The organism is Geomicrobium sp. JCM 19055 (genome assembly GCF_000698185.1).
Classification (GTDB): Bacteria; Bacillota; Bacilli; order Bacillales; family Marinococcaceae; genus Geomicrobium_A; species Geomicrobium_A sediminis.
The window spans coordinates 27674-54014 of record NZ_BAXL01000021.1 but is presented as its reverse complement, the minus strand read 5'-3'; the positions used below and the strand labels follow the sequence as shown (position 1 = coordinate 54014).

Annotated in this window: 37 protein-coding genes and 3 tRNA genes; 37 read left to right on the top strand and 3 right to left on the bottom strand. The window is 38.5% G+C overall.

Translation table 11 applies throughout. The features are described 5' to 3' along the window. Window positions 1–140: 140 nt before the first annotated feature. Complete coding sequence (locus JCM19055_RS27615) at window positions 141–302, bottom strand: hypothetical protein (protein WP_193745495.1); 162 nt, start codon at window positions 300–302, stop codon at window positions 141–143. Between the two features lie 252 nt (window positions 303–554). Then, window positions 555–983 carry a hypothetical protein gene (locus JCM19055_RS17675; protein ID WP_042360686.1) on the bottom strand — a complete coding sequence of 143 codons (429 nt, stop codon included), beginning with the start codon at window positions 981–983 and terminating at the stop codon, window positions 555–557. A gap of 800 nt (window positions 984–1783) precedes the next feature. Between JCM19055_RS17675 and JCM19055_RS17670 the strand changes: the two genes are divergently transcribed. The 7 genes from JCM19055_RS17670 (at window position 1784) to JCM19055_RS17645 (ending at window position 5406) form a co-directional block, all read left to right on the top strand. Continuing rightward, window positions 1784–2422 carry a hypothetical protein gene (locus JCM19055_RS17670; RefSeq protein ID WP_042360685.1) on the top strand — a complete coding sequence of 213 codons (639 nt, stop codon included), beginning with the start codon at window positions 1784–1786 and terminating at the stop codon, window positions 2420–2422. A gap of 269 nt (window positions 2423–2691) precedes the next feature. Next, complete coding sequence (locus JCM19055_RS17665) at window positions 2692–3063, top strand: phBC6A51 family helix-turn-helix protein (RefSeq protein WP_042360684.1); 372 nt, start codon at window positions 2692–2694, stop codon at window positions 3061–3063. A 985-nt stretch (window positions 3064–4048) separates the two neighbouring features. Further along, on the top strand, window positions 4049–4216 hold the full coding sequence (locus JCM19055_RS27610) for a hypothetical protein (RefSeq protein ID WP_193745494.1): 168 nt from the start codon (window positions 4049–4051) through the stop codon (window positions 4214–4216). Then, window positions 4213–4626: a hypothetical protein gene (locus JCM19055_RS17655; protein ID WP_042360682.1), complete on the top strand. Its 414-nt coding sequence runs from the start codon at window positions 4213–4215 to the stop codon at window positions 4624–4626. The genes JCM19055_RS27610 and JCM19055_RS17655 overlap by 4 nt, the downstream gene beginning before the upstream one ends. A gap of 1 nt (window position 4627) precedes the next feature. Then, the gene (locus JCM19055_RS27605) at window positions 4628–4789 is read left to right on the top strand and encodes a hypothetical protein (RefSeq protein WP_193745493.1); all 162 of its coding nucleotides are present in this window, start codon (window positions 4628–4630) and stop codon (window positions 4787–4789) included. A 175-nt stretch (window positions 4790–4964) separates the two neighbouring features. Further along, a complete protein-coding gene (locus JCM19055_RS17650; protein ID WP_042360681.1) occupies window positions 4965–5183 on the top strand; it encodes a hypothetical protein in 219 nt (72 codons plus the stop codon). Further along, window positions 5176–5406 (top strand): hypothetical protein, encoded by a 231-nt coding sequence (locus tag JCM19055_RS17645; protein WP_042360680.1) that lies wholly within the window; start codon window positions 5176–5178, stop codon window positions 5404–5406. The genes JCM19055_RS17650 and JCM19055_RS17645 overlap by 8 nt, the downstream gene beginning before the upstream one ends. Before the next feature lies 1 nt (window position 5407). Here JCM19055_RS17645 and JCM19055_RS17640 read toward each other — a convergent pair whose 3' ends face one another. Beyond that, window positions 5408–5725, bottom strand: coding sequence for a hypothetical protein (locus JCM19055_RS17640; RefSeq protein ID WP_265182322.1), 318 nt, complete (start codon window positions 5723–5725; stop codon window positions 5408–5410). Between the two features lie 350 nt (window positions 5726–6075). On the opposite strand from JCM19055_RS17640, the gene JCM19055_RS17635 reads away from it, so the two are divergent. The 30 genes from JCM19055_RS17635 to JCM19055_RS17515 all read left to right on the top strand — a co-directional run bounded on the left by JCM19055_RS17635 (window position 6076) and on the right by JCM19055_RS17515 (window position 26196). After that, the gene (locus tag JCM19055_RS17635; RefSeq protein ID WP_042360678.1) at window positions 6076–6669 is read left to right on the top strand and encodes a recombinase family protein; all 594 of its coding nucleotides are present in this window, start codon (window positions 6076–6078) and stop codon (window positions 6667–6669) included. Between the two features lie 52 nt (window positions 6670–6721). Then, entirely contained in the window at window positions 6722–7273 is a 552-nt protein-coding gene (locus tag JCM19055_RS17630) for a hypothetical protein (RefSeq protein WP_042360677.1), read from the top strand. A gap of 94 nt (window positions 7274–7367) precedes the next feature. Further along, the gene (locus JCM19055_RS17625; protein ID WP_042360676.1) at window positions 7368–7865 is read left to right on the top strand and encodes a hypothetical protein; all 498 of its coding nucleotides are present in this window, start codon (window positions 7368–7370) and stop codon (window positions 7863–7865) included. A 179-nt stretch (window positions 7866–8044) separates the two neighbouring features. After that, window positions 8045–8227 (top strand): hypothetical protein, encoded by a 183-nt coding sequence (locus tag JCM19055_RS26670; protein WP_152549960.1) that lies wholly within the window; start codon window positions 8045–8047, stop codon window positions 8225–8227. A gap of 93 nt (window positions 8228–8320) precedes the next feature. Then, window positions 8321–10036 carry a phage terminase large subunit gene (gene terL, locus JCM19055_RS17620; protein WP_052366494.1) on the top strand — a complete coding sequence of 572 codons (1716 nt, stop codon included), beginning with the start codon at window positions 8321–8323 and terminating at the stop codon, window positions 10034–10036. Window positions 10037–10147: 111 nt separating this feature from the next. Next, complete coding sequence (locus JCM19055_RS32175; RefSeq protein ID WP_370543210.1) at window positions 10148–10465, top strand: phage portal protein; 318 nt, start codon at window positions 10148–10150, stop codon at window positions 10463–10465. Beyond that, window positions 10366–11376, top strand: coding sequence for a phage portal protein (locus JCM19055_RS17615; protein ID WP_265182321.1), 1011 nt, complete (start codon window positions 10366–10368; stop codon window positions 11374–11376). The genes JCM19055_RS32175 and JCM19055_RS17615 overlap by 100 nt, the downstream gene beginning before the upstream one ends. Beyond that, entirely contained in the window at window positions 11376–11516 is a 141-nt protein-coding gene (locus JCM19055_RS30235) for a hypothetical protein (RefSeq protein WP_265182320.1), read from the top strand. Before JCM19055_RS17615 ends, JCM19055_RS30235 begins: the two co-directional genes overlap by 1 nt. Window positions 11517–11527: 11 nt before the next feature. Next, entirely contained in the window at window positions 11528–12457 is a 930-nt protein-coding gene (locus JCM19055_RS17610; protein WP_042360674.1) for a phage minor capsid protein, read from the top strand. Between the two features lie 370 nt (window positions 12458–12827). Then, a tRNA-Ile gene (locus JCM19055_RS17605) sits at window positions 12828–12903 on the top strand. Between the two features lie 2 nt (window positions 12904–12905). Beyond that, a tRNA-Pro gene (locus tag JCM19055_RS26665) sits at window positions 12906–12981 on the top strand. A 3-nt stretch (window positions 12982–12984) separates the two neighbouring features. Next, window positions 12985–13096 (top strand) — tRNA-OTHER (locus tag JCM19055_RS26660). A 62-nt stretch (window positions 13097–13158) separates the two neighbouring features. Continuing rightward, window positions 13159–13764, top strand: a complete 606-nt coding sequence (locus JCM19055_RS17600; protein ID WP_042360673.1) for a hypothetical protein — start codon at window positions 13159–13161, stop codon at window positions 13762–13764. A gap of 51 nt (window positions 13765–13815) precedes the next feature. Next, window positions 13816–14706 carry a major capsid protein gene (locus JCM19055_RS17595; RefSeq protein WP_042360672.1) on the top strand — a complete coding sequence of 297 codons (891 nt, stop codon included), beginning with the start codon at window positions 13816–13818 and terminating at the stop codon, window positions 14704–14706. Window positions 14707–14874: 168 nt separating this feature from the next. Beyond that, window positions 14875–15060, top strand: a complete 186-nt coding sequence (locus tag JCM19055_RS17590; RefSeq protein ID WP_042360671.1) for a hypothetical protein — start codon at window positions 14875–14877, stop codon at window positions 15058–15060. Window positions 15061–15493: 433 nt separating this feature from the next. Next, on the top strand, window positions 15494–15823 hold the full coding sequence (locus JCM19055_RS17580; protein ID WP_052366493.1) for a hypothetical protein: 330 nt from the start codon (window positions 15494–15496) through the stop codon (window positions 15821–15823). Further along, a complete protein-coding gene (locus JCM19055_RS17575; protein WP_042360669.1) occupies window positions 15823–16278 on the top strand; it encodes a hypothetical protein in 456 nt (151 codons plus the stop codon). The genes JCM19055_RS17580 and JCM19055_RS17575 overlap by 1 nt, the downstream gene beginning before the upstream one ends. An 11-nt stretch (window positions 16279–16289) precedes the next feature. Then, window positions 16290–16676, top strand: coding sequence for a minor capsid protein (locus tag JCM19055_RS17570; protein ID WP_042360668.1), 387 nt, complete (start codon window positions 16290–16292; stop codon window positions 16674–16676). Beyond that, window positions 16666–17076, top strand: a complete 411-nt coding sequence (locus JCM19055_RS17565; RefSeq protein WP_042360667.1) for a phage tail tube protein — start codon at window positions 16666–16668, stop codon at window positions 17074–17076. Before JCM19055_RS17570 ends, JCM19055_RS17565 begins: the two co-directional genes overlap by 11 nt. Window positions 17077–17086: 10 nt before the next feature. Further along, a complete protein-coding gene (locus tag JCM19055_RS17560) occupies window positions 17087–17359 on the top strand; it encodes a hypothetical protein (protein ID WP_042360666.1) in 273 nt (90 codons plus the stop codon). Next, window positions 17359–17979, top strand: coding sequence for a poly-gamma-glutamate hydrolase family protein (locus tag JCM19055_RS17555; RefSeq protein WP_052366492.1), 621 nt, complete (start codon window positions 17359–17361; stop codon window positions 17977–17979). The genes JCM19055_RS17560 and JCM19055_RS17555 overlap by 1 nt, the downstream gene beginning before the upstream one ends. 49 nt (window positions 17980–18028) lie before the next feature. Beyond that, a complete protein-coding gene (locus tag JCM19055_RS17550) occupies window positions 18029–18682 on the top strand; it encodes a hypothetical protein (RefSeq protein ID WP_042360664.1) in 654 nt (217 codons plus the stop codon). Between the two features lie 61 nt (window positions 18683–18743). Continuing rightward, window positions 18744–19136: a phage tail tape measure protein gene (locus JCM19055_RS17545; protein WP_042360663.1), complete on the top strand. Its 393-nt coding sequence runs from the start codon at window positions 18744–18746 to the stop codon at window positions 19134–19136. A gap of 14 nt (window positions 19137–19150) precedes the next feature. Continuing rightward, window positions 19151–21130 (top strand): phage tail tape measure protein, encoded by a 1980-nt coding sequence (locus JCM19055_RS17540; protein ID WP_265182319.1) that lies wholly within the window; start codon window positions 19151–19153, stop codon window positions 21128–21130. Window positions 21131–21168: 38 nt separating this feature from the next. Next, window positions 21169–22659, top strand: a complete 1491-nt coding sequence (locus tag JCM19055_RS17535; protein ID WP_042360661.1) for a distal tail protein Dit — start codon at window positions 21169–21171, stop codon at window positions 22657–22659. Window positions 22660–22661: 2 nt separating this feature from the next. Then, entirely contained in the window at window positions 22662–22991 is a 330-nt protein-coding gene (locus JCM19055_RS17530) for a hypothetical protein (protein WP_042360660.1), read from the top strand. 11 nt (window positions 22992–23002) lie between these two features. Continuing rightward, the gene (locus tag JCM19055_RS17525; protein ID WP_081833812.1) at window positions 23003–24355 is read left to right on the top strand and encodes a phage tail spike protein; all 1353 of its coding nucleotides are present in this window, start codon (window positions 23003–23005) and stop codon (window positions 24353–24355) included. Window positions 24356–24519: 164 nt separating this feature from the next. After that, window positions 24520–25002: a tail fiber domain-containing protein gene (locus JCM19055_RS17520; RefSeq protein WP_042360658.1), complete on the top strand. Its 483-nt coding sequence runs from the start codon at window positions 24520–24522 to the stop codon at window positions 25000–25002. Then, window positions 24995–25138, top strand: a complete 144-nt coding sequence (locus JCM19055_RS27600) for a hypothetical protein (protein WP_193745492.1) — start codon at window positions 24995–24997, stop codon at window positions 25136–25138. Before JCM19055_RS17520 ends, JCM19055_RS27600 begins: the two co-directional genes overlap by 8 nt. Window positions 25139–25170: 32 nt before the next feature. Beyond that, complete coding sequence (locus tag JCM19055_RS17515; protein ID WP_042360657.1) at window positions 25171–26196, top strand: N-acetylmuramoyl-L-alanine amidase; 1026 nt, start codon at window positions 25171–25173, stop codon at window positions 26194–26196. Window positions 26197–26341: the final 145 nt, after the last annotated feature.

Here is a 26341-nt window from a genome sequence, read left to right as displayed (position 1 = left end):
AGAAAAGATGCTTTTCCGTATCTAAATCTTGCCTATTCACCTGCATATTTGCTAAGATATGTGTATACACTAATAAAGCCCATCAGTGCGGGAACACTGACAGGCTAAATTAGGGGAAGAGATTCACCAAGAACGGTGGGTTACTTATCCTCTAAATTGTTCGGAAAAGTAGTTACCACAACTTTGGACGGTGGGGTGACTACTTTTTTTCTATTTTCATCATTATTTTGGTTTCTTGAAATCGTATAGACTAATGTTCCAACAGCTAAGGCTAGAAACAATGCTTCATACGTTACAACCATATTTACACCCCCTTCCCGATCTGTCATACAGACCTGAAAGGCAAGAGGATGTAAGCCACCGTCCAACGGTAAATATTCCCTGTCTCTTATTATAAAGGAAAATCGGTTATAATGCATGACCAATCAAAAACAGAAGGTAGAGGTCTTGCCGTTAGTTGTTTATTATGATACGGTTAAATTAGATATTGTCATACGCAGAATTAAGGGTATTGCCTGATACCCTCTAATTATTATTGTGTATACTCTGTGTTCTTAATCCTCGTCTGACGGGTCTGCCAACCTATCAGACCTTTTTGTGTTCTCTTTTACCTCGTCTTTATCTTCTTGCTTTGCCCGATTAGTAAAATTCACTTTCGATACCATAATATTATAATCATTCTTAATCGTTGGAAGTTCGTCTACATAATACTGAGTAAGATTTTCCTTAGATATGATTATAGTGGTGCGTTCACTTTTTATATCAGGTGGCTTCTCGTTCCTCTTCAACCACTTCAAAGGTTTGCCTGTACACCATTTCCAAACTCGTTTAATTCCACGACCAACACTACTAAAGAAAGCACCGATTCGTTTAAATCCATTCTCAAAACGATTAGGGTAGAGGTGCGGTAAAGCCAATAAAGGTAAGCTTAAAAGGGCTACTAGAAGTCCTGAAAATACTGTTACTGCAATCTGTTCTAACATATATCCTCTTTTCCGAGGATATAGGCAATACCCTTAACTCTACGTATCTCAATTATACCATAATTTAACAACTTACTATAAAACGAGGACACTTACTGTACTATCGTTATACTCCATTGAAAATTAGTTTATTCATCAGGAAAAGTCTTACCTTTTTACAGAATGATAAACCTTTACAATTCATATTGGGGTATCTCTATTCTTAGTGTGACTTATACTTTCACCGATTGAAAGGGAATACTACTACTAATTTACTTCCTACCTCTATTTTAGCGTTAACAGCCCCTAAAATTCAGCCACAGTGTTTAAATTATCTAACACCCTATTCTAGCCCAACGACCCTCTAAAAGAAAGGCGACCCTGTTAAACAAATTTCTATCCCCTTCTATCCATAATATAACAATTACCCTATACCATTGTAAGAGGAGAAATTATGAAAATATCCGTGATTGGTTACTGTTAAGTAAGGAAGGATATTCCATTCATAGATTAACAGGCTTTACCCCTCTAAATCTATAGCCTTTTAATGGTAAATGTGCCGACAACTTTATCTACTTCCTAAAGAACTAATCACAATTCTTAGGGTGTACACATTTCTTGTGTAACCCTCAACGTCATATATGACAAGGGTATAAAAGGTTACACAAATTTAGTGATAACTAATAACCTTCAAAATGCCTATTCCTGCACCTAATGAGTAGGGGGAAATGAACACTAGGTATAATTAAACATACATAAAATAACTTCCCATGCTATAATATAAGTTAGATAAAATACAGCTAAAGCAGGTGAAGTTACCGATGGCTAATAAAGAATGGAATAGCGTAAGTGTTAGGTTAGACAATGAAAGTTTCGGTAAGTTAAAGGGTATTCAAGAGTATTACGATGGTATGGCCATAACAGATATAATAAGAAAGTTAATTGTAGAAGTACATGACAGACCTTCCATTCTTGCACTAATAGAAGAAGATGAGTACAAGAGGAAGATGAAGAAGTTTCAACAGATTCAAAGTAACCTAAGTGAAGAAACGAATACAGAGGTAGAAACAGTAGATGAACTAAGAAAAGCATTAGGACAAACAGATGAAGATATAGAAGAGGTTAACCCTTTACCAGTAGTTGAGAAGGATAAAGAGAAAGATAATAGTAAGGAAAGTAAGTCTTCTAGTAATAATGAAAATGTTAAGTCTAGACCTCTTCAACCTAAGAATAGTCCTGAATGGTTTTGGAATGGTACTTACTATACAGATGCTTCTTTAGAACAAAGAAGGAAGATTGATGATAGGGTAAAAGAAGTTAGTGACATGAGAGATGATGGAGGTACTAATAAGTACTTTAGCAATATGACTAAGAAAGAGAAGTTAACTTTCTTACAGGTGTTGTTTGGTGAAGATGCTTACCCTAATGATATTCTAGATTATAAGCTGAAGAACAGATAGTAAATAAAGAGAAATAGAATACACGTTATAAATGAGTCCTTGCTAATTAAAGCAGGGGCTTCTTTTTATTTGTAACCTGTAATAGCTATACAAATATGTCTTAAGGAGTAGGGGAAATCACAAGGGAAATAATATGCAACTATATTATAGAAGAAACTAGCATAAGGAGAAAAGGGAAGTTGTGAGAAGTGGGGATTTCCCCTTAGCCCCTTTCTATAGAGACTAGTTCCCACAACTCCTATTCATTATTTAGAAAGGAAGGATAGAACATGGCATTAACAGATCAACAGAAGTATGCAGTCAATCTATTAGTTAGTGATCCTACTAAGACACAGAAGCAAGTAGCAGAAGAGATTGGCGTACACTATAATACTGTTACCAATTGGAATAAGAACAAAGAGTATGTAGCTTATAAGAATGAAGTAAGCAGAACCTTTCATGATTCCTTTAAGGATGAAGCCTTACGTATTCTTAGAGACAAGGCATTAGATCCTAAGAGTCGTTCACACTTTAGGTATCTTGAAATGATGTTGAAGTCTTACGGTGAACTAACAGACAAGCAGGAAGTCAATGCTACTGTTAAAGAAGAGAAGTCAGACGATGAACTCTTAGAAGAATTAAAGGCACTCCGTTCTCAATAGGACGGGGTTCTTTTTTTATTAGGGTGGCTTCTTTTAAAGTAGGGCGTTCTTTTTAAAGGAGGGTGCTTTTTAAAGGGGGACACTATTTTTTTAGGAGGGCGTTGTTTTTAGACGGGCTTTTTAAAGACGGTGTGTTTCTTTGTAGTACCTTTTATTTTATAGTCATTAACTTACATAGCTTTATAGTATAGAGAAGCACACACAAGCACACAGCTTTAATGTGTAGCACCTTACATACAGAGTCTATAAACTAATTACATTAACTACAGTACAGGTATCAATACTAGTCTCATATATCTTGGGTTCTGATACTCCTTAACGCCCTTGATGTATCAGTACCTACAGAGTCTCACATGTTAGTCTCAGAATGTAATTGATTCTTTAATTGATTTTCTTAATCATTTTAGAAATTCTTTTCTTTTGTAAATTGAATTGTATATATTATAGACACAATTAAAGAGAATTCCATGTTTGAATTGTCTGATAACTACCCCACCATAGGGGGTCTGGTGGTGCTATTACTACGGCAGGTATCTGCTACATATACACACCACTTTTCACAACTCGGGGAAGCTTCCCTTTACTTCCCCCTCAACTAATTATTTCGTTTGTAGACTCCATTCATGAATCTGTAAATCTAGCCATTGCGTTGCCCTTACTAGGTCGTCCTGCTTTATCTCAATGTCTAACTTACTACTCGTCAGAATCAGGTTGAAGTAATGAGAGTAAGCCCTATGCATATTATCAGGATACATAAAACCTCCATCCTCAATAGCCTTTGCTTCCCGTCTTACAGAATCATAGATACGATCTTCATTAGGATTCCTCAAAATACTTCCCCCTTTTTAAAGTGAATACCCCTTTATTTTACCACTATTCGAAAACGTCTATACAAATTTTTCGGCACAATTTCCATAACTCGGATGTCCTTTTTACTTAGCCAGTTTCCATTACTTCTATGAAACTAATTTTAGGAGTTGAGAAAATGGAAACTAGAACAATCATTAAACAAATTAAATCAGAACCTTTCGTCAGTATTCCTGACCTCGAGTTATCTGCAAGAGAGTTAGGTCTTGATTATGTAAAGGAATATAAAGATGGAAAGTACAACCTTACGATCTATGCCGACCCAGTGGAGGAAGTAACCCTATGAAATATACCTACACATACTTTGTTGTTTACAACACAATACGTGTTAATAGTAGAGGACACTTTGAAGCAAATATGCAGTCAAGCACTGTTATTGAAAGAGATAAGCCTATCGACAGGGTAGGAGAGATTATAGACGTAGAGGAATTTATTTCTAATGAACTCGGTGATAGGTTTACACATATTTGCTTAATAAACTTTAAGCTACTGGATCAGGAAAGGGTAGAACCACCTGACATTGATACAATCCTATCTAATATCCGTGAAGAGTATGTTAACAACAAAGACGCTTATATATTAAGTGCTATGGGCAGTGAAGAAGAAGTAGAAGCTTGGTCAAGGTTTAAGACAATTGAATTTGTTATAAAAGAGTTCGGCTATACCTTAGATGATTTGAGAAAGGCAGGGCGTTAATATGACTAAGGAACAGTTAGAAGACTTTATTAAAGGATACTTACAGGAGAATTTAAATGCAGAAGTTACTCGAGGTCAATACGGGCATCAAATAAAGTATGCAATTATTGAACTTACTTTAGAAGGTGAATCATTACTAGACATCGAGATTGACAATATCTAAGCATTGACCTTAATAGTAATCGTCTACTTCATTGTAAACGTTGTTGGGATCATCACAGGCTTTAGGGATCAAGACACTTACCTATTATCGGCATCGCTGTTCTTTACAGTTGTGCCGATAATTATTTTTATCTTATGGGCTTTATTGGAAAGAGAGTAAGCAAGGAGAGGTTTATATGAAAGCTGAAGACATTCCAGTAGGCAAGGCACTAAAATTCCTCACAGAGAATGAAGACAGTATTTCAAAGGTTCATCATCAAACAGAGATTGTACCGATTGATAGTGAAGATGCACAATGGCTTAGGTTTAGAGACGGAGATATAAGAATTACATTTACTGTTGATCGTCAGGTGTTAGAAGATTTAAAACAGAAGGAGAGTGTAGATAATGACTAGAGAAGAACTTTTAATTTTCGGCTTTATGGTTGATGCTGAGATTGTAGATAGCTACACGAAAGAGGATGTCAAAATCGTTCAAGATGCTTTGATGAAAGAGTATGAGGTTAAAGAATCTCATTCGGTAGAACACCAAGAAGAGAAGCAAGTTATATTAGATAAAGATTTAGATAACCTTTACCGATCCTATCGTGACAAGGTTAAGCAATTTCTTAGTAAATAAACTACTCAGCAGGGGTAAAGTCAGTGAACAAATACTTCTTTACTTCTGCTTCAACTCTTCGCTGTAACTGCATCCTCACAATCTTTATCTTATCTACTTTATTATTACACCACATTTCATAGTTAATGGTCTGTCCTTCCCTTTCCCCTGACGTTCCCATGAAGCTAACACGAATTCCATAACGCCTCATTTCGCTTTTCACTTCATACATACGCCGATTCATTTTAGCCTTAACACTCATACAGAATTCTGCCCACGATCTACCTGTCTTGTGTGGAGTTTTTTCATGTTCAAAAAGCTGAAAGTCTCTTTCAATCACTTTAATAGCGTTAAGAAGATCAATATATTCGTGTGTAATATCTAATTGCTGATCGAACTAATGTTCTCCATAATGCACCTCGAATAGAATGTATGTTCTTATTGTATATGTAATAATCTCTGATTACAAACGAGTTTTTTACCAAGAGTATAGTATGTGAAATTTAGTTCTAATTTATTTTTAAGAACATAGAATAGAGAAGAATCCGTTAAAGTAGCCGTAGCTTTTTACAGTTGCGGTTACTTTTTTTATCTTAAGGGTTGCACATGTTAGTAACATTTGATACTATGTAAATACAGTTAATTTAATCTAACACAAACTAACACACACAAAGTTAAGGATGATTAAACATGGCAACTACTTACGGATATATACGAGTTTCTACAGTACATCAAGATTACTCACTACAAAAAGAAAACGTAATGCAAGCAGGTGTAGAAGAAGAGAATATCTTTTCAGATAAGAAGACAGGAAAGAATCTAGACCGTGAAGGCTTCCAATCTCTTTATGAAAAACTAGAATCAGGTGACACTATTGTAGTTACTAAGTTAGATCGTCTCGGACGTTCGATGGGTCAAATTATGACACTTATAGATAAGCTAACAGATAACGGCATTTACTTAGTAGCTGTTAAGGATGGTATTGATACACGCAAGACTGACAGCCCTTATGGAAAAGCGATGGTTGGAATGCTTGCCCTATTTGCAGACGTTGAACGTACCTTGATTGTTGAACGTACAACAGAGGGTAGAGAACATGCTATGAAGAATGGTGTTGAGTTCGGACGAAAGAAGAGTAACACCAAGACTTATAATAAAGCCATTCAGGAATATTTAGAAACAGGGAAGAACGTTAATAAGCTGTTAGCTGAATACGATGGCATGACAAGGGCTACATTCTTTAGAAGATTAAAAGAGTATAAAGAAAAACACGGGATAGCTTAACGGCTGTCCTTTTTCTTTTGCCATTTTCCATTACTGTATTGAGGTGATGGAAATGAACACAGAGACATTTAGAAATAATTTATTCAACATGAACACTCGTAGGTTTGGTGCAGTCGCTGAACTACTTGTACAGAAATTAGTTAAGCATAATACACCAACGAATTTACACCATGACTTAGCAGGTCTTCACAGTGATCTTAGAATTGAAGTGAAGTTCTCACGGGCAGAACGAAAGCACAAAGAACCTATCAACGAACACAATGTTATTTCAGCAATTGAAAACGATGGTCTAGACGTTAGGTTATTTGCTTCTAACGATTATCTTAAAAACGATTGGGATTGTAACATACAGCAAGTGAAGCCTGACGAATTCGACATTCTCATATATGGTATCTGCTTTGCCGATACAGTGCATTTGTTTTTGATTACTCCGTATGATCTATTAACCGATAGCCGTTTAGGTTATTGCGACAAACAGCATAAAGGGAATGTAGGGGAAGGGCAGTTTCATTTAAACAAACGGAACTTTACAACGCACCTTGCAAACTATCATTTCCGATCAATCGGTTATTCATCTATGAAGATGTTATTAGAACACACGTAACCCTCTGAATTCTTCAGGGGTTTTTCTTTGTTCATGTCCTAATCCTTAAAGATATTTCCATTACTAAAGTAATTAAAGTTTTGGAGGTCAGGATATGACTACTAGAAGACAAGTAACCGTAGTGGAACGTAACGGAGAAGAGTACACAGAAAATATTCACTTACCTAATATCAGAAACATTATAGGATTCCTTAAAGGTACATGGGACTTAACCCCGTATCATTCTTGCTTCCCTGATCGTAACCAACTAGGGGATATTGACGGAAGCATTGAACTTCATGGCCATACTTTACATATCGAATTTAAAGAAGATAAGAACGTTTTAAATTCAGGTCAGTTAGTTAAAGCCATACGTCAGGCTAAGTACTCTAACATCACTACACTGTTTGTGTTTGGTAAAACGAACATGCCTACTGAGTACATCCAGTTCAGCCCTAGCCGTCCTAAAGGTACAGGGTTCAAACCGATAACATTAGCAAGTCTTAGATTGCTTTTGAAACGGTGGGCAGACCATGCAGAGAAAGAAAGTCTTGTACAGAACGATCAGAGTGAATGGAACATTGCTAGAAAGGTTTTAAAGGAACTAGATTAGCCACGATGCCTTAACGGTGTCGTGGTTTTCTTTTGTCATTAGCTAATGGTATACCCACTTTAACTTAACTAAATGCAAATTTAAAGATATGTCTTGATTATATATGATACTTATGTTAAATTAAATACAGTTAAGTTAAAGTAATTTAACTACACTAACACACACAAAGGATTGATAACATGAGTAAGGCTATCGCATTAACAAAGGAATACACTTTACCAACGATTAAAACGGTTTACAATTCTGTTTGTAGTTACTTCGATATTGAGGATTGCAGGACTTCCCAGTTATGGCTGTTCGGTACAGCAGGGGTAGCTTCAGTATTCGTACTGTTTACAGTTTTAATAAACATGATGATCTAAGGGGATGCCAAAAGGCATTCCTCTTTTATTTACCCTGCAAAAAGACCACTTTCACAACCCTTTATATTAGGAACAATTATAAGGGGAGATATTATGGAAGGTACTGTAAAGGGACTTACATATAAAGATTACGTAGAAAGACTAGAGTTCTTAGATTCATTTCTAAATGAGATTGACAATGCATTAAAAGAAGGTACTGAATTACCAACGGAGATGTTAGAAAAGTCAGTCGAACGACAGAAGGAAAGAAATAAGGTTGAACGGATTGTACGGTGTTGGGGATCAACCTTAGATTTTATGTATGAGTATTTTAGCGAGGATAGAAACCCTGATAATGCAGGTAACTTAATTCCACAAGGAATCAACGTTTTAAACGCACCTCATTTTCATAAGGAATTATCATCTTACCTAGATGACACCGTTAAGGAAATTACTAAACGTCTTGCTTGGTCTGTTCCCCGTGGACACGCTAAGTCAACGTACCTTAGTAATATGTTTCCTTTATACAATATTGTCTTCAATCTTAGAAACTACATTATCATTGTTTCAGAAACTGAAGCAGGTGCAATTATGTTTACGGAATGGATTAACTTACAGCTGAAACATAATGAAAAGCTACGTGAAGACTTTGGAGAACTAATGAGTACTAACACGAAAGAGAATATCAGAGACAATAACCAAGTATTCGTAACCTTGAACAATATTAAAGTACAAAGTGCTTCCATCGGTAAGCAGTTACGTGGTTCACGTCACTTATCACATAGACCTGATTTAGTCATTGCCGATGACTTAGAGAGTAGCAGAAATACAAATACACCTGATTTACGAGAGAAGAACTTTCACTGGTTTAACTCAGTAGTAATGCCTTTGGGTGATCCTGAGAGAACAGCATTCATTTACATGGGAACGTTAGTACATCCATTAGGATTACTTCCTTCAGTAATGGAAAGACCTGACTTTGAAGATACCCGTTATTCAGCAATTATTAGTGAACCTGATAATGCTGAACTATGGAATAAGTATGAGTCTATTTATTCCAACCAAGAAGATGACGACAGAAAGCAGAACGCAGAGAACTTCTATTATGAAAATCAAATCGAAATGGATAAAGGAACTGCCACACTTTGGGCTGACCGTTTCCCTTATTACAAGTTAATGCAAGAAAAGGTAAACGTAGGATCAAGGGCATTTAATTCAGAGTTCTTGAACATTCCGTTTGATATTGATAACGCTATATTCAAACCTGAAATGTTCGTTCACTTTGACGATAAAGATTTATTTGATAACACAGGTCGTTACTTACCTTTAGATCTTTATGGGTTTTGGGATGTTGCGATTACTGGAACGGGAGATTATAACGCTATCGTGACTATCGGACGAGATAGACGAACAGGAATCTTTTACGTTATTGATGCATGGGCGAAGAAGTGCAACATGCACGAAGCGTTGGCGGTAGCCGAACAAAAGATATTAGAGTATCGTCATCACACGTTTGGTGTCGAGACTATTCAAGCCCAGTGGTCAATGTACCAACAGTTGAAAGCCAACCTTTCTAAACAAGGTTACTTTGCAACTCGTATGAAAAGCGTACAGCCACGAACTAAAAAAGAAATGAGAATCGAAGCACTCGAACCTATTGTGGAACAGGGTGCTATTCGTGTTAAGAAATCACAGCGATTATTGCTAGAACAATTAGAACAATTCCCTCAGCACGATCATGACGACTTGCCCGATGCTTTAGCAAGTTGTGTGGACATGGCAGGGAACAGACGAAAACGGCTATTTATGAATAAGCCTGAAGGGTGGTAAACATGGAGGAACTAAGAGATTTATTTATTAAGGGTGAGTATTTCCCTTTACCCGATCATGCAGAACGTATTGATCGATACAAGAGAAACGAAAAACTAGTAAGAGGTAAGCATGACGAAGTGTTTCGTAGTACTAGAAAAAAATGACTTATATATCTCAGTGAACTTCGCAGGTCTGTTGGTTAGAAAATCAGCAGATTTCTTATTTGGAGAACAGCCACAATTTTCAAGTGGTCGTTCTGATAACTCAACAGAACAGGTTGCCATTGATCGAATGGTAAACACTAACGATCTTCATAAAGTTGATTACCAGTTAGCGTTGCAGTCGCAATGTACGGTGATGCTTTTTATAAGATTAGATACGGACAAAGGTACAACGGTATGTACCCTGAATCCTTTGACCGTCCTAACACAATTATTGAACCTGTAGATGCTAAGAAAGTATACCCACAGGTTTCACCATATGACCGAACAAAGATTGTAGCTTTCCATATTACAAACACAGTTCGTAAAGCAGGTTCTATTGATGACTACCTTTTATATGTCGAAAGCCATTATGCAGGTGAGATTGTTTATAGAAAGTTTGACTTATCTTCATTCCATACAGACCGTCACGGAAACATCTTAACATTCCGTATCGGAAGAGAAGATAAAGGATACAGAGAGTCTGAAGAAACAGGCGTTCCAGTTCCTTTAGTTGTTCATGTACCTAACTATACAGACGGTACAACATGGCAGGGAATTGATGACATTAGCGAACACGTTACTTTGTTTGATGAGATCAATAACCGTATGTCTCAGATTGCACATATCTTAGATAGTCACGCTGACCCTGCCCTTGCCGTTCCTACTGGTTTACTGCAAGACGATGGAGAAGGTAATTCTTATTTTCAGGTAGCTGTAAATAAGGTGTTTGAAGTAATGGGTAAAGATGATATTTTGCCTGAGTACATTACGTGGAACGGACAATTAGACTCAGCCTTTAAGTCGGTTGATAACCTTATCGAATTTCTACTATCGACTAGTGAGATTCCGAACGTTGCTATTGGAATGCAGGACTCAGGAACTTCAGGAAACTCAGGCCTTGCAATTAAATGGAGAATGAATAGCTTGCTTGCAAAGATCAACCGTAAACGACAGTTCTTTGATTCAGGCTTAAAGCAAGTGTTCCAAGTGGCACAGATGTTAGAACTAGATGCCAACCCATCGGCTGTTGATTATGAGTTAACGATTCCAGTAATTAAGTTCAAGGACGGATTACCTGAAGATGAAAACGAACAAGCGAACATCATGTCTATTCGTACTGGTGGCGTTCAAACATTATCACGTAAGACTGCTTGATGACATTGGACGGTCTGACAGAAGAACAAGCAGAAGCAGAGTTAGAGAGAATCAACCAAGAAAGACAATCTCAATTCTATGCTGAACCAAGTATCTTCAATAACTTAGATGTAAATAGACACGATACTGCTGAAGAATAGGAGGTTTTAGTGTGGCGTTCCGTGAATATCATTCACCTTCGTATGATGAAGATCGTAGAAGGATAGCAACTATTTATGCAAGGTCTTATAAACAAGTTCAAGACGAGGTAAACAAGTTAAGTGAGTTGAGAAATAGAACGCCTACTCAAAACCAATTACTTCAACAGGAACAGGCAAAGCTTAGACAGATTAGTTTTATCTTCTCGGATTTATCAAGACAGTCGGCAGGTGAAGTAGACGACATTATTTATAAAGCATTCGGAGACGGGCAGAGAAATACAATTCTGTCTGTTTCTGAATACAGTAATTTAGTGGATGCTACAGAAGAGGTTTCAAATTCAGTGCTTGCTAGAGAACGTATTGAAAAACTTATGACAGATACCCAACGAGATTTACTAAAGGGTACAAATAATACTGAAGATAGTATTAAAGCTTTTGTTAGTCAAACTGTTTCTACTGTTATGCAGGATAATGCTTTACAGAGTACGGGACGTAGAACCCTTTCAAAAGAAATTAGAGATCAATTAACCCAACAACAGTTGCAGTCAGGGATGCGGAACATGGAAACTGCCATTGTTGATAGGGCAAACCGTACTTGGAAGTTAGATACCTATGTAGATATGGTTGTACGTACTAAGATGAACACCGCATATATGGACGGGTTAAGAACGGAAATGCAGGAAAGAGATATTGATTTAGCAATCGTCTCCGACCACGGGGCTATAGATGAATGTTCTTACTTCGAAGGAATGATTATTTCCATGCGAGGTGAAACCCGTGGGTATCCAACTTACGATGAGTTACGTCAGAGTAATTTAATTTGGCATCCTAACTGTAGACATAGTGTAACCCCCGTTACTTCTGAAGATGTTCTACCCGATTCCTTACGTAGAACTAGTGACAGTCGCCTAAATAATTACTACGCAAATGTAAGTTTATAAATCTTTAATTATTTCCCTGCAATAGTATACCTTTTTGTGTATTAAGTATTAGGGAAAAGTCAGGGCTTTCGCAATTGTGTTATATGTACGCATTTAGCACACTGGCTTTCCATTGAAAAAATCGGTTCGCCCGTTTTGTACTGGCAGTGAACTAGCCAATCATTGCTTTAGTTTATTTAATGAATAGTACCTACCACGCATATGTAAGGCATTCATTTAGATATGTTGTAAGACTGATATGCGAACCACGGTAGGTCGTTTAATTGTGCCTGACTAACTTAGGGGCTTGCGTTTTATATGTGAGTACCTTAATTGGTTAGGAGAATTTTAATGCCCGTCTTACGGGTATGTTGCCCTTTAGGGCATACATTGAACTGTAACTCAATTGGTAGAGTACCCTGCTGATAACGGGAAGGTTGTAGGTTCAAATCCTACCAGTTCAACCAATCAGGATAAAGTGTTATTTGGTTGCATACCGCATTTGGGGTGCGGTGGTCTAGGTTCAAATCCTAGTGTCCTGACCATATGGAACATTGGTGTAACTGGTAACATACCTGCCACCTACAAAGGTTCGATTCCTTTAATAGTGTTGGACACTAGATAGGGTAGGGGTTGAAGGTTCGATACCTTCATGTTCCTCATACATTATCATTCCGTGTCGTTGCACGTTAAAAACGAAGAATGAAAGGAGAAATATTTTTATGCCACAACCACATTTACCAATGCGTTTACAGTTCTTCTCGGAACAGCCTGAGGGGGATACTACAGCTACTGATAATCCTTCACCTGAACAGAAGACAGAATCTTCAGAACAGAAGATGATTCCTAAGAATCGCTTTGATGAAGTGAATACACAAATGCAGGAAATGAAAACTCAGCTTGCAGAACTACAAGAAGAAAAACGACAAGCAGAGGAAGCGAAAGCAGAAGAAGTACGCAGACAAAAAGAAGAACAAGGTGAATATAAAGATCTTCTTGAAACTGCACAGACTGAACTTCAAACATACAAGTCAGACTTCGCTTCAAAGAAAGAACGTGCAGAAGCTTTAGAAGCTACTATCAATGAACTTGTTAAGACAGAACTAACAAGTATTGATGAGGAAATGCATGAACTCATTCCATCTAATTTATCACCTGAACAGAAATTAGAATGGATCAATAAAGCTAAAGCTAAGGGCTTCTTTACATCGCCTTCACAAGAACCTAGATCAGTTGGTTCAAAGAAACAACAAGAAGACGATACACCGCCTAAGAAAGACCCTGAAAATATGAATCCACTACAAAAAAATTCTAGCAGGAATGGGTAGCTAATCGCCCCATTCTTTTTTTAATGCAGACAATTAAGGAGAGAGATATACATGGCAGTAACATTGCAACAAGCAAGTAAACTAACTACTGATACACTCCAAGCAGGTATCATTGACACAATCGCACAAGAATCACAGGTACTAGCGAACCTTCCTTTTATGGAAATCGAGGGTAATGCTTATGTTTACAACCAAGAAGCTGAACTACCTGAAGTAGCTTTCCGTGAAGTAAACGAAGCTTATACAGCTAGTGAAGCAATCGTAGAACAACGTTCTGAGAAACTAGTTATTCTCGGTGGAGACGTTGAACTTGACCAATTCATTCAACAAACAATGAGTGACTACAACGATCAACACGCAGTACAAGTTCAAGCAAAAGCGAAAGCAATTGCAAACACTTATACTAAGCACTTCTTCAAAGGTTCAACAGCTTCAGACAGCAAAGCCTTTGACGGTATTGATGTTCGTGTAGCAGGTAAAGATGAAGTAGAACTTGACCATGCAGATTCAGTAGGTGCAGACGAGAACCATAAGAAACTAGATTCTCTTAACCGTCTTCTTGATGCAGTACGTGGCGGTGCAGATGCGTTGTTCATGTCTAAGGCAACACGAAGAGAAATTCTAGCAACACTTCAAGCGTCAAGTCACTACGTTGAATCAGGTGAAGATAGCTTTGGTCGTCCAGTACAGATGTATGGTGGTGTTCCAATCCTAGCTGTTGAAACTAACATTCTTGACAACCAAAACCGTGACATCTACGGCATTAAGTTTGGTTCTTATACAGATGTATCAGGACTTCAAAACGGTGGCGTACAAGTTCGTCAACTCGGAGAGACTTCTGCTAAGGCAGTTAGCGTAACTCGTATCGAGTGGTTCACTGGACTCGCAGTATTCAACCCTTATTCTGCTGTTCGTTTGAAAGACTTTGGCGTTACGCCCTAATGACCCCCCTACAGATGGGGGAGGGGACGAACCGAAGACGGGAACGATAGCGAAGATAACGGAGAAGAGAACAGCGAAGATTAAAGGGAAGGCTTAACTGCCTTCCTCTTTTTTTGTATAGGGGTGAGACGATGACAGCTAAAGTTTTTACAACCAACAAGACCTACAATGGAACAATTGCAGACGTTAAATTTTTCACAAGGCGTAGGAGTCTTTGAAAATGAAAAACTAGCTAAAGCAATTGCAGATGATTTTGGTTTTACGCTAGAAGTTGATAAGCCGAAACCAAAAACAAAGCCTAAGCCTAAGGCAAAAACTAAGGCAAAGAAAGAAGATACTAAGGCAGGTGAATAGCATGGGGAAAGTTGAAGAGGTTGATTTGTTCGTTACAGATAATATCTTTCACAGCGAACATTATGACAAGGTTAGCGATAACAAAAAAAACCTGCTTTGATTAACAATGCTGAAAATATATTACTAGATGAACTGCCCCAACACTTCAATGATCTTAACCCTGTACCTGTTTCTGTTTTAGCAGAACAAGCCGTTTACTTGGCTGAAATGGATGATAGTTTACGAAGGGCTGAAAAAGGTACTAACACTATTCAAGTCTCAGGAATGATGATGACTCAAAGAGATCGTGCCACCTTCAGAATCCCTAGATCTATTCTTCAGAAATACCCTAAACGTAGGTCAGGAAGTTATCACTTAGAAAGGCAACATACTTACAGACGTAAAGACACCTTACCTAGACGTGACAAGTATACGATAGATAGGGGGTTTTAGTATGTTGGGCATTCTTCCAACTAATCAAACAGTAACCCTTATTCAAATGTCTACAGAATTAGATGCATGGGGCAACTCAATTGAATTAGGAAGAGAAGACATTGAAGTTTATATAACCTATAACTCGTCCTTAGAAACAATCCCTAATGCACAAGGAAATGAAATACTGTATAACGCAACCTTGTTCTTTCCTTCAGACACGAAGATCAAATATAACGACATCATTAAGTACACCGACCCTTTAAGCAACAATATTGAATCAACGCCTGAAGCTATTCGATTTACTACCGACTTCGCAGGACAGTTATTTAATATCAGGGTGGTGGTTTAATGGATAACAACCAGTTTGATTTTCAAGTATTAAGTAATAGAACAAAGTTAGTTAGCAATGCAGTTCATAAAGCATTGGGCAAATCAATGGACATAGTTTTAGATGACGTTGTTAGGGCTTCTAGTAACGCAACTCCGTTTGAATATGGAACACTTTCACAGTCTTGGGCAAAGGGTAAAAGCACTGGTCTTAGAGGTGGGATCAGTGGAACAGTAGCCTATAACGTTACTGAAAAAGGTAGTGGAGGAAGATACAACTACGCTATTAGGATGCATGAAGATACGTCCTATAGTTTAGGTGAAGCTTCCCGTGCCCGTGGTGGCGGTACAGGTATGAGTGGTAGAACCTACGAGGTCGGCCCGAAGTTTCTGACAAGGGTTCTTGATGGTGAATCACAAACATATAGAAACCGTTTTGAAAGAGATATATTCGGATCAATTCGTTCTAGTTTGTAAGGAGGGAATGAATGTTTTCATTAGCTTCACTTGTTGAATACATGAGGACTGACAGCCCAGTTCCTGTTTTTGCATATCAATTCCCTTCTACATTTAGAGAGAACGGGGTGTATGTAACAAGCACTGGTTCATCACCTAGCGTTGCAGGATTAGCAACCGTTAATATTCAGTTCATGGTTCGAGACAGTGAAATCAATAAAGCAGAAACAAACAGCTTAGATATTAAGAAGCTGTTTCATAAGAAGACTAACTTTTATGTTGGGGGCTTACAGGTGGTTCTTTCTGAATCGCAAAATGTAGCCCCTATTTATATTGGAACAGACGGAAACGACAATCATTTATTCTCTAATAATTTTGTATTTTCCGTTAACGAAGGGAATGTAAAGTATGACAAATAGAAAAGAAAAAGTTGCAGGTATTGATGTACTTGTTAAGATTTCTGACGGTCTAGTTATTGGCGGTCAATCAGGTGCATCACTTAACCGAACGATGAACGTTATTGAAACTAACGACAAGACTAGTGGTGGTTGGTCTACAAAGATCAAGGGCATTAAAGAATGGTCTATTGATGCTGAAGCCTTTATGGTGATTGACGATGAAGCTTATCGAGAATTGTCAAAAGCCTTTAACGATGGTACTGATGTAGAAGTAAGTTTTGAAGTAGGTAACATTCAGTATACAGGATACGCATTAGTTACAGACTTCCCGTTGGACTTAGCACAAGATTCAGCCGTAACATTTACAGTTACGTTTGATGGTAATGGGGCATTAGAAGAAGAGTTCAGTACTCCCTCCTAGTCCCCCTTCTTTGGGGGTCTTTAACTCCACATATGATAGTGAAACAGGTAAATATATTTCACCGTCATTAGAAGTCAGTCCTTACGATGAACTTCATTTAAACTTCTCAATCGGTACTCCTTCTGATGTTATTATTAGTAATTCAGCAGATGGTATTGAATGGGAAGAACAAGATGAGTTAAGGCATGTAACCCTTAATGATTATGTTGTTGTAAGTAATCGTGACTATCTTAAAGCCGTTACTTCTCATCCATTTAGATTGACGGTCAGGGAGGTAGAATAGTGGCTGACTTATACGCAAACTTCAAAGAACTAAAGAAGGAGAACACTTACAATGACGACTATCATATCATGGTAGGCGTTAATGATTCGGATGTATTGTTTACAGCAATTCATGGCGGTGGTATTGAAGGTGGTACATCTGAATTAGCGATGTTCTCAGGTGCTTTAGGATATGATTTCTATTGCTTTGAGGGTTGGCGTTCCAGTGGAAACACCGATCTTCATGTAACTTCCACAAACTTTGATGAACCAAACGCAGTTAGAATTCACAAGCGTTTTGATTATGTTGTTTCTTACCACGGTTACTATGCCCGTGAGGATTACAACACAAAGATTGGTGGACTTGATGAAGAACTGAAAGAAGTTGTTTTAGACAAGTTATTAGAAGCAGGATTTAATGCAGAAATTGAACCACCTGAAAGCAGTATATCAGGTGTTAACCCTTCCAACATTACCAACATGAATAAAAGAGGTATGGGATTACAGTTAGAGATTAGCACACCACAACGGAGTGCTTTCTTTGAAACTAACAGTAGACCACAGCGAAGACACACAACGACAGAAGAGTTTCATAAATATATTGAAACAATTATAGAAGCAGTAGAACTAGTTAAAGCCTAGTCTCTATTGCTTTTTCTTATACTTACAAAATTATGGAGAGTGAATATAAATGGCAAATGTAATTGAATTAGATGGAAAAGAATTTGAATTAGACTTGAACCTAAACGCCCTTGCAGATGTAGAGGAAGAGACAGGCGTATCCGTAACTGACCTACAAGGAAATATGTCTATGAAAGTACTTCGTAGCCTTTTGTATAACGGTATTAAACAGACTTCCCCTGAAGTAACTGAAACTTATATCGGTAAGCATATTACAATTCAAAAATTAAATGAAATTACTCCTATTCTTAATGAGTCATTAGGTGGTTCAAAAAAACTAATTAGAAGTCGTTCGATGACATGGGAAGATATTAAACGGATCGGATACGGTCTTCTTAATTTAAAGCCAAAAGAATTGTTCTATGAAATCTCTGTTAAAGATTTCAATGAAATGTATGAAGCACATCTTTTTCAAAGGGCATGGGACGATGACAGTACAAACCATCGAACGGCTTGGCAGACTTCTCATATTCTCAATGGTATTAAGTCTTCAGCAGGAAGCAAGTCTAAGAACATTGAGGTAAAAGATATTTATGAATCTCGCTTTGATGTTGGCGGAAGAATTCAAGACGTGAGTAAGCGTGAAACCTTTACCAAGATTGATGAGAAATATAAACAGAAACAGTTGAAATCCTTAATAAGCAAGTTCGATAAGGGCAGGTAACGTAACTATATACGGTTATGTTACCTGTCTTTTTTTATTTATAGAAAAGGCAGGTGAGGACATGGCAACCTTATCAGAGATTATGGTTAGGATCGGTACAGATACAGCCAACTTCAGGGCAGGTATGTCCGAAGTAGAAAATAGTTTAAATAGAACATCAAAGCAATTTACATCCATTGGTAAAAGCTTAATGACAAAGGTTTCACTTCCTTTAACAGCAATCGGTGTAGGTGCTATTAAAGTCGGTGCAGACTTTGAGAAATCTATGTCAAATGTACAAGCAGTAACAGGTGCGACAGCAAGTGAAATGGATAACATGGGAGACACTGCCCGTAGCTTGGCAAGAGACTCAATGTTTACAGCTGGCGAGGTCGGTGATGCGATGGGATACCTCGGAATGGCGGGCTTTGAGACCAATGAAATCCTTGATGCCACAGGGATATGCTTAACTTAGCTACCCTTGCAAGTATGGATTTAGGTAGAACAGCCGACATTACATCAAACGTATTATCAGCAATGGGAATGGAAGCAGATGAGACAGGTAGACTTGTAGACGTAATGGCACAAGCAATTTCAAGTTCCAACGTTACAGGTGAAACACTTGGACAGACATTCTCATATGTAGCACCAACTGCCAATAACTTAGGTATCGAAATTGAAGAACTTACAGCAACCATTGGTCTTCTAGGTAGTCAAGGTTTACAAAGTGGTCGTGCAGGTCGTGGACTAAGGGCGGCTTTGGACAACCTAGCAAACGCAAGTGGTGACGCAAAGGATCAGTTAGATGCATTAAACGTGCAAGTCTTCGATTCAGAAGGTGAATTTAGGAACTTTAATGATATTATCAGAGATTTAGATAATGCCTTAGAAGGCATGTCTGCCGATGAACGGGGAAGCGTATTAAGTGACATCTTTGATACTACTGGTGCAGATGCTATGAACATGATACTAGCTGAGGGTTCAGAAAAGTTAGACGAGTTCACCGCAGAAATGGAAAACGCAGAGGGGCAGGGTGCAAACCTAGCTGAAGTTATGGCAGACAACCTCTATGGTTCACTTAACTCTCTAACATCCTCACTACACGAAATCGGTATTCAAATCTTCGAGATTTTAGAACCTTCTTTATCCGCAGTTATTCAAGTAGCTGAAGATCTTGTGAACTGGTTCGGTGATTTAGATGAATCTACAATGCAGTTCCTTGTAGTACTCGGTGGTCTAGCTATTGTTATTCCAGTAATCATTACAGGGTTCGGGCTTATTATCGGTGCAGTAGCAGGTTTTATTGCTATCTTGAAGCTTACTCTAAGTCCACTCGGCTTACTTCTTGCAGGTGTGATTGGAATTGGTTCTGCCTTAACCATCGCATGGACTCAAAGTGAGACTTTCCGTGATGTAGTAACCACAGCATTCACTAGTGTGATGGAAACAGGACGAGAAATTTTTAATAGCTTGCGAGAAATCTTTGAGGATTTCATGACCCGTTTCATGGAACTATGGGACGTTTACGGCGACCCTATTATGGATGCTATGAATGAAGCCTTTGACCGAATCCGTGAAGTAGGTTCACAAGCCTTTGAAGGAATCGGTGAATTCTTCCGCAACTGTGTTGAGATTATCCAAGAATGGTGGGATCAATACGGTGATGCCGTTATGGATCGAATGGAAGAAGCCTTTCAATCTGTTCAAGATGTAGCTGAGGTTGTTTTCCCAATCATCGCTGAACTATTCGAGATTGCTTGGCGTGAAATGGAAAAGGTACTCGGTTGGTTAGAACGAGGTTTCGGAGACATGATGGATGTTGTAGGAAAAATCATCGAAGGTGATTGGGCAGGGGCGATGAACATTCTACTCGATTTAGCTATTGATGCTTTTAAGGCTGTATGGAATGGTACAGGTGAATGGTTAGATGAGAAAGTGCTTGGCTTCTTCAGAGAAATGGGAGGTAACGCAAGTGATGCCCTTTCAGATTTAGTCGATTCAATTACCGAACCTTTCCGTAAAGGTTATGAAAATGCAGTTTCCTTTGTTGATGATATTAAAGATGCAATTTCTAATATGTTCAACACGCACATCACCATGCCACGCTTCAGCTATACAGGTTCATTAAACCCCGTCAACTGGCCTTCGCAGGGCTTACCTAGTCTCAGCGTTGACTGGTACGAGACAGGCGGTATCTTTACTGGTGCTTCCGTAATCGGTGTAGGTGAGAACGGTGATGAAGCTGTTCTACCATTATCCAATAAGTCTCGTATGAAACCATTCGCAGAAGCCGTTTCATCTATGATGGGTGACGGTAACAGCAATGATGGTGATGGTAAAACGATTAACGTTAACTTTAATGAAGCTATTCACATCCGTGAGGAAGCAGACATTAAGAAGCTAACTGAAGAAATGAAGAAACGTGAACGAATTGAAGAACGTGCTAAAGGAGTCTTTGCCTACAACTAGGCGAAGGCTTCTTTGCGTTACTAAGAAAGGTGATAAATATGGCAGTCTTAAATTTCGCAGGGAAAGACATTCCTGACTTTGTTATTGTAGGCAACCTGCATTTTGGCATTCTTCCTACACTAAGTACTACACCGATAGAAGTAAATGGACGGGCAGGTAATTACGATCAAGGTACTCGTATTGGTACTAGAACAATTGAAGTAGATATTACTATCGTTACACCAAATGATAATGAGGTTATGGCTTACGCAAGAGAGTTGGCAGATTGGTTATTCCATGAGGAAGTACAGCCTTTAATTATTAGTGACGATCCTGATAAATATTACAACGCTAGAGTTGATGGAGATACACAGATTTCCGAATTACTTAATCATGGTACAGCAACGATTACTTTTCTCTGCCCTGATCCTTTTGCATACAGCAAAGACCGTAAGTTTGAAACGGACTATGTTCAGTCTCCTAATAATGACGAACCATTAGTTATTGATAATCAAGGAACGGCTGAAACGTATCCAGTTATTCAAACATTCTTAGAGAATGACTCTTCCCTTGTTGCAATTACAAACGGATCAGAGTTCTTAGAACTTGGACTTGAAGACATTGAACTTCCTGAAAAAGAGATTGACCCTAGAGTCTTCTATGATCGTATGGAATCCGTCAACACAGGGTGGACAACAGCAGACAGTGTAGATAATGGATTGATTAGAGGAAGCTTTGAAAGTAATGGTTACTCTTTCCGACAGGCTGACGGTGATTATGGTTTACCTGATGTTGGTGAGGATGAAGAAGTTAGCAGAGAGTGGCGAGGTGCTTCTCTTATTAAATCATTAGATAGAAGTGTTCAGGATTTCACAGCATCCTTTAGGTTTGGTTTTGATGCTAGAAGTTCTACAGAGATCGGACGAATTGAATTCTATTTACTTGATGAGAACAACAGTCAAATTGGAAAGATCCGTATTGGAGACTTCACACCTGGAACATTCGCACCTAAAATGCAGGCACGAATTGGTAACTACAGTGGTGGGTTAAACATCGCAGACACTTACGGTTCTTCAAAGGGCAGTCTTTCCGACACCCCTAGTGGAACTCTTGAACTCAATCGAAGAGGTAACGAGTGGGAAGCCCGTATTGCTAAACGTGATGATAACGGAAATGAGTACGATGAATTAACTTACCGTTACGTTGACACTCAGGAAAGGTATACCAGTTCACGACTAGCTAAGATTCAAATTCATATTGCTACGTTAGGTTCTCTAAACACTGTTCATCATATGAACATTCAACACATTGAAGTACGTGAACCTTCCCACCCTAGTGATTTTGAAAATTCAGTACCTTTGTTTTTCAAGGCAGGGGAAATGGTTGAGTTCGACTGTCAACGTGGCATTGTATCCGTGAACGGAAAGACAGCTTTCCAGTTATTGAATGTAGGAAGTGAGTTCTTCTCATTGAAGCGTGGAGAAAATCACCTTATGACATATCCACGGAATGCAGAAACACAAGTATTTTACCGTGAAAGGTGGTTATAAGTTTGATCTTTATTTTAAATTCAAGAAAGATTGTAATTGGCGTTGCGACTAACAACAGTCCTGAATCAATGCCTTATTACAATGACGATCATCACGAAACATTAAACGGCAGGAACACTTATACCTTTACTGTTCCTGCTACTCATAAAGACGCAAGTAAACTAACTGTAAATGGACATGTTCTTATTCAAGACTTAGACGGTTTTTCCCACTTGTTTGTAATCAAAGAGTCGATTGAAACCAATGAAAGCAACCTTTATGAAAAGACCATCTTCGCTGAGAGTGTTGCTACAAGTGAATTACTTGGCGTACCTGTTAGACATTCAATTTAAACAGTGCTTCCATTGGTACTGCAATTGAAACGGTCTTAGGAAATACATCTAAATTTAAACTTGGAACTGTTGAAAGTAATGAGAGTAGGGACATTGAGATTGGTGAATACACTACAGCCCTCGATGCTTTACAGCAGATTGCAGGTGAGTTTGAAACAGAGTTGTACTATACCGTTAAGCTAGTTGGAACACAAGTTATTGACCAGTTTGTAAATGAAGTAGAAAGCCGTGGTAATCCTACTGGTGTTCGACTAGAGTACGGACATAACTTAACCTCAGTTACACGTACTGAAGACAGTACCCGTGTTGTTACAGCATTGATTGGTGTAGGTCAAGGTGGTTCAGACGGGGAACGAATGACACTTAACGGTTTCTCTGACTTTGACAATGGAACTTACTACCGTGAGGAAACTACAGATTGGATTGGATCAAGAGAAGCATTAGAACGTTGGTCTACAGATGGAAACCATATCTTTGATATTCACTTTGACGATCAGGCAGAAACGCAGACTCAATTATTCACTAATACCTATGCCGAACTAAGGAAGCGTGTTACCCCTAAGTTAACTTACGAAGTAGGGTTAGTTGATCTAGAAAAGATTACAGGATACAGCCAAAAGAAAGTACGTCTTGGTGATGAAATTGTAGTCGTTGATAAAACCTTTAACCCTTACATTCTTTTAAGTGCAAGGGTATTAGAAGTACATCGTTCCTACAACGATTCTAACAATGACAATATAGTTCTTGGTGAATTCGATGAACTAACTTTCTATGCTTCTTCACAAGTCCGTAGATTGCAGTTAATGATTTCCCGTTACGCAGGTAAGTGGGAAACAGGGGGCGGTATTTCTAAAGAAGAAGTAGAAGAAATGGTTGAACACCTTGAAGAAATGTCGCAGGAAGCTTTAGAAGAAGCATTACGTAGTGGAGAAATTTCACTTGAAGCTTTGCAGGAAGCTATTGAGTCAGGCGAAATGTCCCGTGATGCTATGGAAGATGCACTAGAAGCTATCCACGCTTCCAATGTTGCACAAGAAATGGCAGAAGATGCAAGGAAGGAAGCAGAAGATGCAGGACGCTTGGCAGTTGATTTAGATACTAAGGTGACTTATTTGGACGGGGAAAAGGTTAGCTTTAATGACTTGGCAGTCTCAGGTCGTACAGAAATCAATGGCGGTAATATTGTCACTGGTTCATTATCTGCTAACCGTATTCAAGGTGGTGTTATTTCAGGTGTTGATATTGATGTATCTAACAACGTAAGATTGGTAACGAATTATTTATTGGTACTCAGAACACCTTCACTAATAAGTATATTAACTTTGCTAACGGTGCTTCTATTCGAGGTACAAGGAACCTTTTAGAGATTGAAGCAACTACCTTTAGACTTCATGCAGAGTCGTTAGATATTCGAGGGAATGAAGTTACGTTACCACAGGTTAAAAGCGATCAGGGAACAGGCTACGGCTACTATAAGTTTAACGACTATAACTATATTCGTATGAGTCCTAACGACATTCGAGTTTACTTGGATGTAGATAACCCCAGTGCAGGAACTTCTTCTATTCAAATGTACAAGACACCGATGTTTAATATGATTCAACTAGAAGGTGCAGGGGGAAGGCAGGGACACGGTTCAGGTATTAAAGGACGTGACGGATTTATTGAGTTCCGTGATGCTTTGGATTCTTCACACATTGAATTAAGGGCTAATAACTTCCGTGAGGTTTCCAGTGTTGAAACGAAGTATGATATTCATGAGTTTGAACCTGCTGTATTAGACGTAATCTTAGACACACCTACGTATAGATTTAAGAGAAATAACCAAGTAGAGTCCGATCAAAATTATTACTTTACTGGGTTCATTGCAGAGGAAATGCCCCCTGAAATTTTCCATAGTGGAACGATTAACTTATCTGCTATTTGTGCTTTCCTTTGGAAAGGTATGCAAGAACAACAGGAAACTATAGAAGAACTAAAATCTGAACTGGAGGTTATTAAAAATGGCTAATCAGGAACTAGATATTAACGCAGTGCTTCAGCATTATCAGAACAAGTTAGCTTCAGCAAATCACGAAAACATTTTAATGCAAGCACGAATTGAACAGCTTGAAATTGAGATTGAACAAAATTCTAAGGATGCCTAACTAGGTGTCCTTTTTTAATTGGAGGTTTTACGATGGTAACTATTCTTGATGCAAACCTAAAATGGAACGGAAATCTTAGACCACTTTCAGCAAGTGATGTGGAGTTCATTATCATTCACCACCCTGTAGGATTTAACTACTCAGTTTGGCAAGCACACAATCAACACGTAGGGCAAGGTTGGGTAGGTATTGGCTACAACTACTACACACATAAAGGCGGTAAGCATTATGAAGGTCGTGGTTCTCATCACGGGGCACACGCAGGCGGTGACTATAACGGTCGGTCAATCGGTGCTTGCTTAGAAGGAAACTACGATCAGGAAAATGTAGATGAAAATGACCTCGTTGCTTTCGCAGGTCTAATCCGTCACCTTATGGATCGTTACAATGTTCCAGTTGAAAAAGTAATTCGTCATAGTGATTGTACAGGTTCAACAGGAAACACAAATTGCCCCGGCACTAACTTCCCGTGGAGTCGATTCAAAAACTTGTTAAGACACAGCAACGCTACTGATAATCCGTTATGGAATCAGACGGGCAAACACATTGAAGAGATCCAAGAAAACCTGATTAAATTAGGGTTTGACTTACCTCTTCATGGAGTTGACGGACACTTCGGCCAAGAGACTTTAGATGCTGTCAAAGCCCTTCAGTTAGAGTATGACCTGTCTAGTCCTGACGGTAATTACTTTGGCTTCTATGGCGATGCAACACAGGCAAAGGTTGAAAAATTATTAAGAGAGATGGAGGAAGGTATTGTGAATTTAAACGATGCACGTTACGCAAGCAACATCAAAGCTATTGAGGATTTAGTCAGACGTTATGGAGTAAGCACAATGCAAGAGGAACTAGAAGAAGGTCGTCTACGTTCAGCTGACCTTTACGGAACAATGATTAAAGCTATCCTTGATCCACGGGACGGAAACGTTTCACCAACTCATGAAGAAGCATGGGAAACTGTAGAAGTAGCAGGGTTAATGAACGGTGAACGCCCTCGTCAATACGTTACCCGTGAACAACTCGCTACCATCTTAGTTAGGTCAGACGTGGTTGATTAAACTACGTCTCCTTCTCAGGAGGTAAGTTAAGGTAATGGAACTAACACAACTATTAAATTATTTCGGAACAGAAGTGATTGCTATTGTTACGATTATCATTGTGTACGCTTTGTTTGTTAAACCAAAAGACAAGCAGATCAATGAC

Excerpts from the sequence above, each read along its gene's own strand:
- JCM19055_RS17535 (WP_042360661.1), top strand. The coding sequence starts at position 21,169 with ATGGCAGTCTTAAATTTCGCAGGGAAAGACATTCCTGACTTTGTTATT.
- JCM19055_RS17550 (WP_042360664.1), top strand. The coding sequence starts at position 18,029 with ATGGCAAATGTAATTGAATTAGATGGAAAAGAATTTGAATTAGACTTG.
- JCM19055_RS17630 (WP_042360677.1), top strand. The coding sequence starts at position 6,722 with ATGAACACAGAGACATTTAGAAATAATTTATTCAACATGAACACTCGT.
- JCM19055_RS32175 (WP_370543210.1), top strand. The coding sequence starts at position 10,148 with ATGACGAAGTGTTTCGTAGTACTAGAAAAAAATGACTTATATATCTCA.
- JCM19055_RS17650 (WP_042360681.1), top strand. The coding sequence starts at position 4,965 with ATGAAAGCTGAAGACATTCCAGTAGGCAAGGCACTAAAATTCCTCACA.
- JCM19055_RS17635 (WP_042360678.1), top strand. The coding sequence starts at position 6,076 with ATGGCAACTACTTACGGATATATACGAGTTTCTACAGTACATCAAGAT.
- JCM19055_RS26670 (WP_152549960.1), top strand. The coding sequence starts at position 8,045 with ATGAGTAAGGCTATCGCATTAACAAAGGAATACACTTTACCAACGATT.
- JCM19055_RS17665 (WP_042360684.1), top strand. The coding sequence starts at position 2,692 with ATGGCATTAACAGATCAACAGAAGTATGCAGTCAATCTATTAGTTAGT.
- JCM19055_RS17565 (WP_042360667.1), top strand. The coding sequence starts at position 16,666 with ATGACAAATAGAAAAGAAAAAGTTGCAGGTATTGATGTACTTGTTAAG.
- JCM19055_RS17515 (WP_042360657.1), top strand. The coding sequence starts at position 25,171 with ATGGTAACTATTCTTGATGCAAACCTAAAATGGAACGGAAATCTTAGA.
- JCM19055_RS17600 (WP_042360673.1), top strand. The coding sequence starts at position 13,159 with ATGCCACAACCACATTTACCAATGCGTTTACAGTTCTTCTCGGAACAG.
- JCM19055_RS17590 (WP_042360671.1), top strand. The coding sequence starts at position 14,875 with ATGGAACAATTGCAGACGTTAAATTTTTCACAAGGCGTAGGAGTCTTT.
- JCM19055_RS27615 (WP_193745495.1), bottom strand. The coding sequence starts at position 302 with ATGGTTGTAACGTATGAAGCATTGTTTCTAGCCTTAGCTGTTGGAACA.
- JCM19055_RS27600 (WP_193745492.1), top strand. The coding sequence starts at position 24,995 with ATGGCTAATCAGGAACTAGATATTAACGCAGTGCTTCAGCATTATCAG.
- JCM19055_RS27605 (WP_193745493.1), top strand. The coding sequence starts at position 4,628 with ATGACTAAGGAACAGTTAGAAGACTTTATTAAAGGATACTTACAGGAG.
- JCM19055_RS17670 (WP_042360685.1), top strand. The coding sequence starts at position 1,784 with ATGGCTAATAAAGAATGGAATAGCGTAAGTGTTAGGTTAGACAATGAA.
- JCM19055_RS17625 (WP_042360676.1), top strand. The coding sequence starts at position 7,368 with ATGACTACTAGAAGACAAGTAACCGTAGTGGAACGTAACGGAGAAGAG.
- JCM19055_RS17580 (WP_052366493.1), top strand. The coding sequence starts at position 15,494 with ATGTTGGGCATTCTTCCAACTAATCAAACAGTAACCCTTATTCAAATG.
- JCM19055_RS17575 (WP_042360669.1), top strand. The coding sequence starts at position 15,823 with ATGGATAACAACCAGTTTGATTTTCAAGTATTAAGTAATAGAACAAAG.
- JCM19055_RS17595 (WP_042360672.1), top strand. The coding sequence starts at position 13,816 with ATGGCAGTAACATTGCAACAAGCAAGTAAACTAACTACTGATACACTC.
- JCM19055_RS30235 (WP_265182320.1), top strand. The coding sequence starts at position 11,376 with ATGACATTGGACGGTCTGACAGAAGAACAAGCAGAAGCAGAGTTAGAG.
- JCM19055_RS17540 (WP_265182319.1), top strand. The coding sequence starts at position 19,151 with ATGGATTTAGGTAGAACAGCCGACATTACATCAAACGTATTATCAGCA.
- JCM19055_RS17615 (WP_265182321.1), top strand. The coding sequence starts at position 10,366 with ATGTACGGTGATGCTTTTTATAAGATTAGATACGGACAAAGGTACAAC.
- JCM19055_RS27610 (WP_193745494.1), top strand. The coding sequence starts at position 4,049 with ATGGAAACTAGAACAATCATTAAACAAATTAAATCAGAACCTTTCGTC.
- JCM19055_RS17570 (WP_042360668.1), top strand. The coding sequence starts at position 16,290 with ATGTTTTCATTAGCTTCACTTGTTGAATACATGAGGACTGACAGCCCA.
- JCM19055_RS17545 (WP_042360663.1), top strand. The coding sequence starts at position 18,744 with ATGGCAACCTTATCAGAGATTATGGTTAGGATCGGTACAGATACAGCC.
- JCM19055_RS17645 (WP_042360680.1), top strand. The coding sequence starts at position 5,176 with ATGACTAGAGAAGAACTTTTAATTTTCGGCTTTATGGTTGATGCTGAG.
- terL (WP_052366494.1), top strand. The coding sequence starts at position 8,321 with ATGGAAGGTACTGTAAAGGGACTTACATATAAAGATTACGTAGAAAGA.
- JCM19055_RS17655 (WP_042360682.1), top strand. The coding sequence starts at position 4,213 with ATGAAATATACCTACACATACTTTGTTGTTTACAACACAATACGTGTT.
- JCM19055_RS17675 (WP_042360686.1), bottom strand. The coding sequence starts at position 983 with ATGTTAGAACAGATTGCAGTAACAGTATTTTCAGGACTTCTAGTAGCC.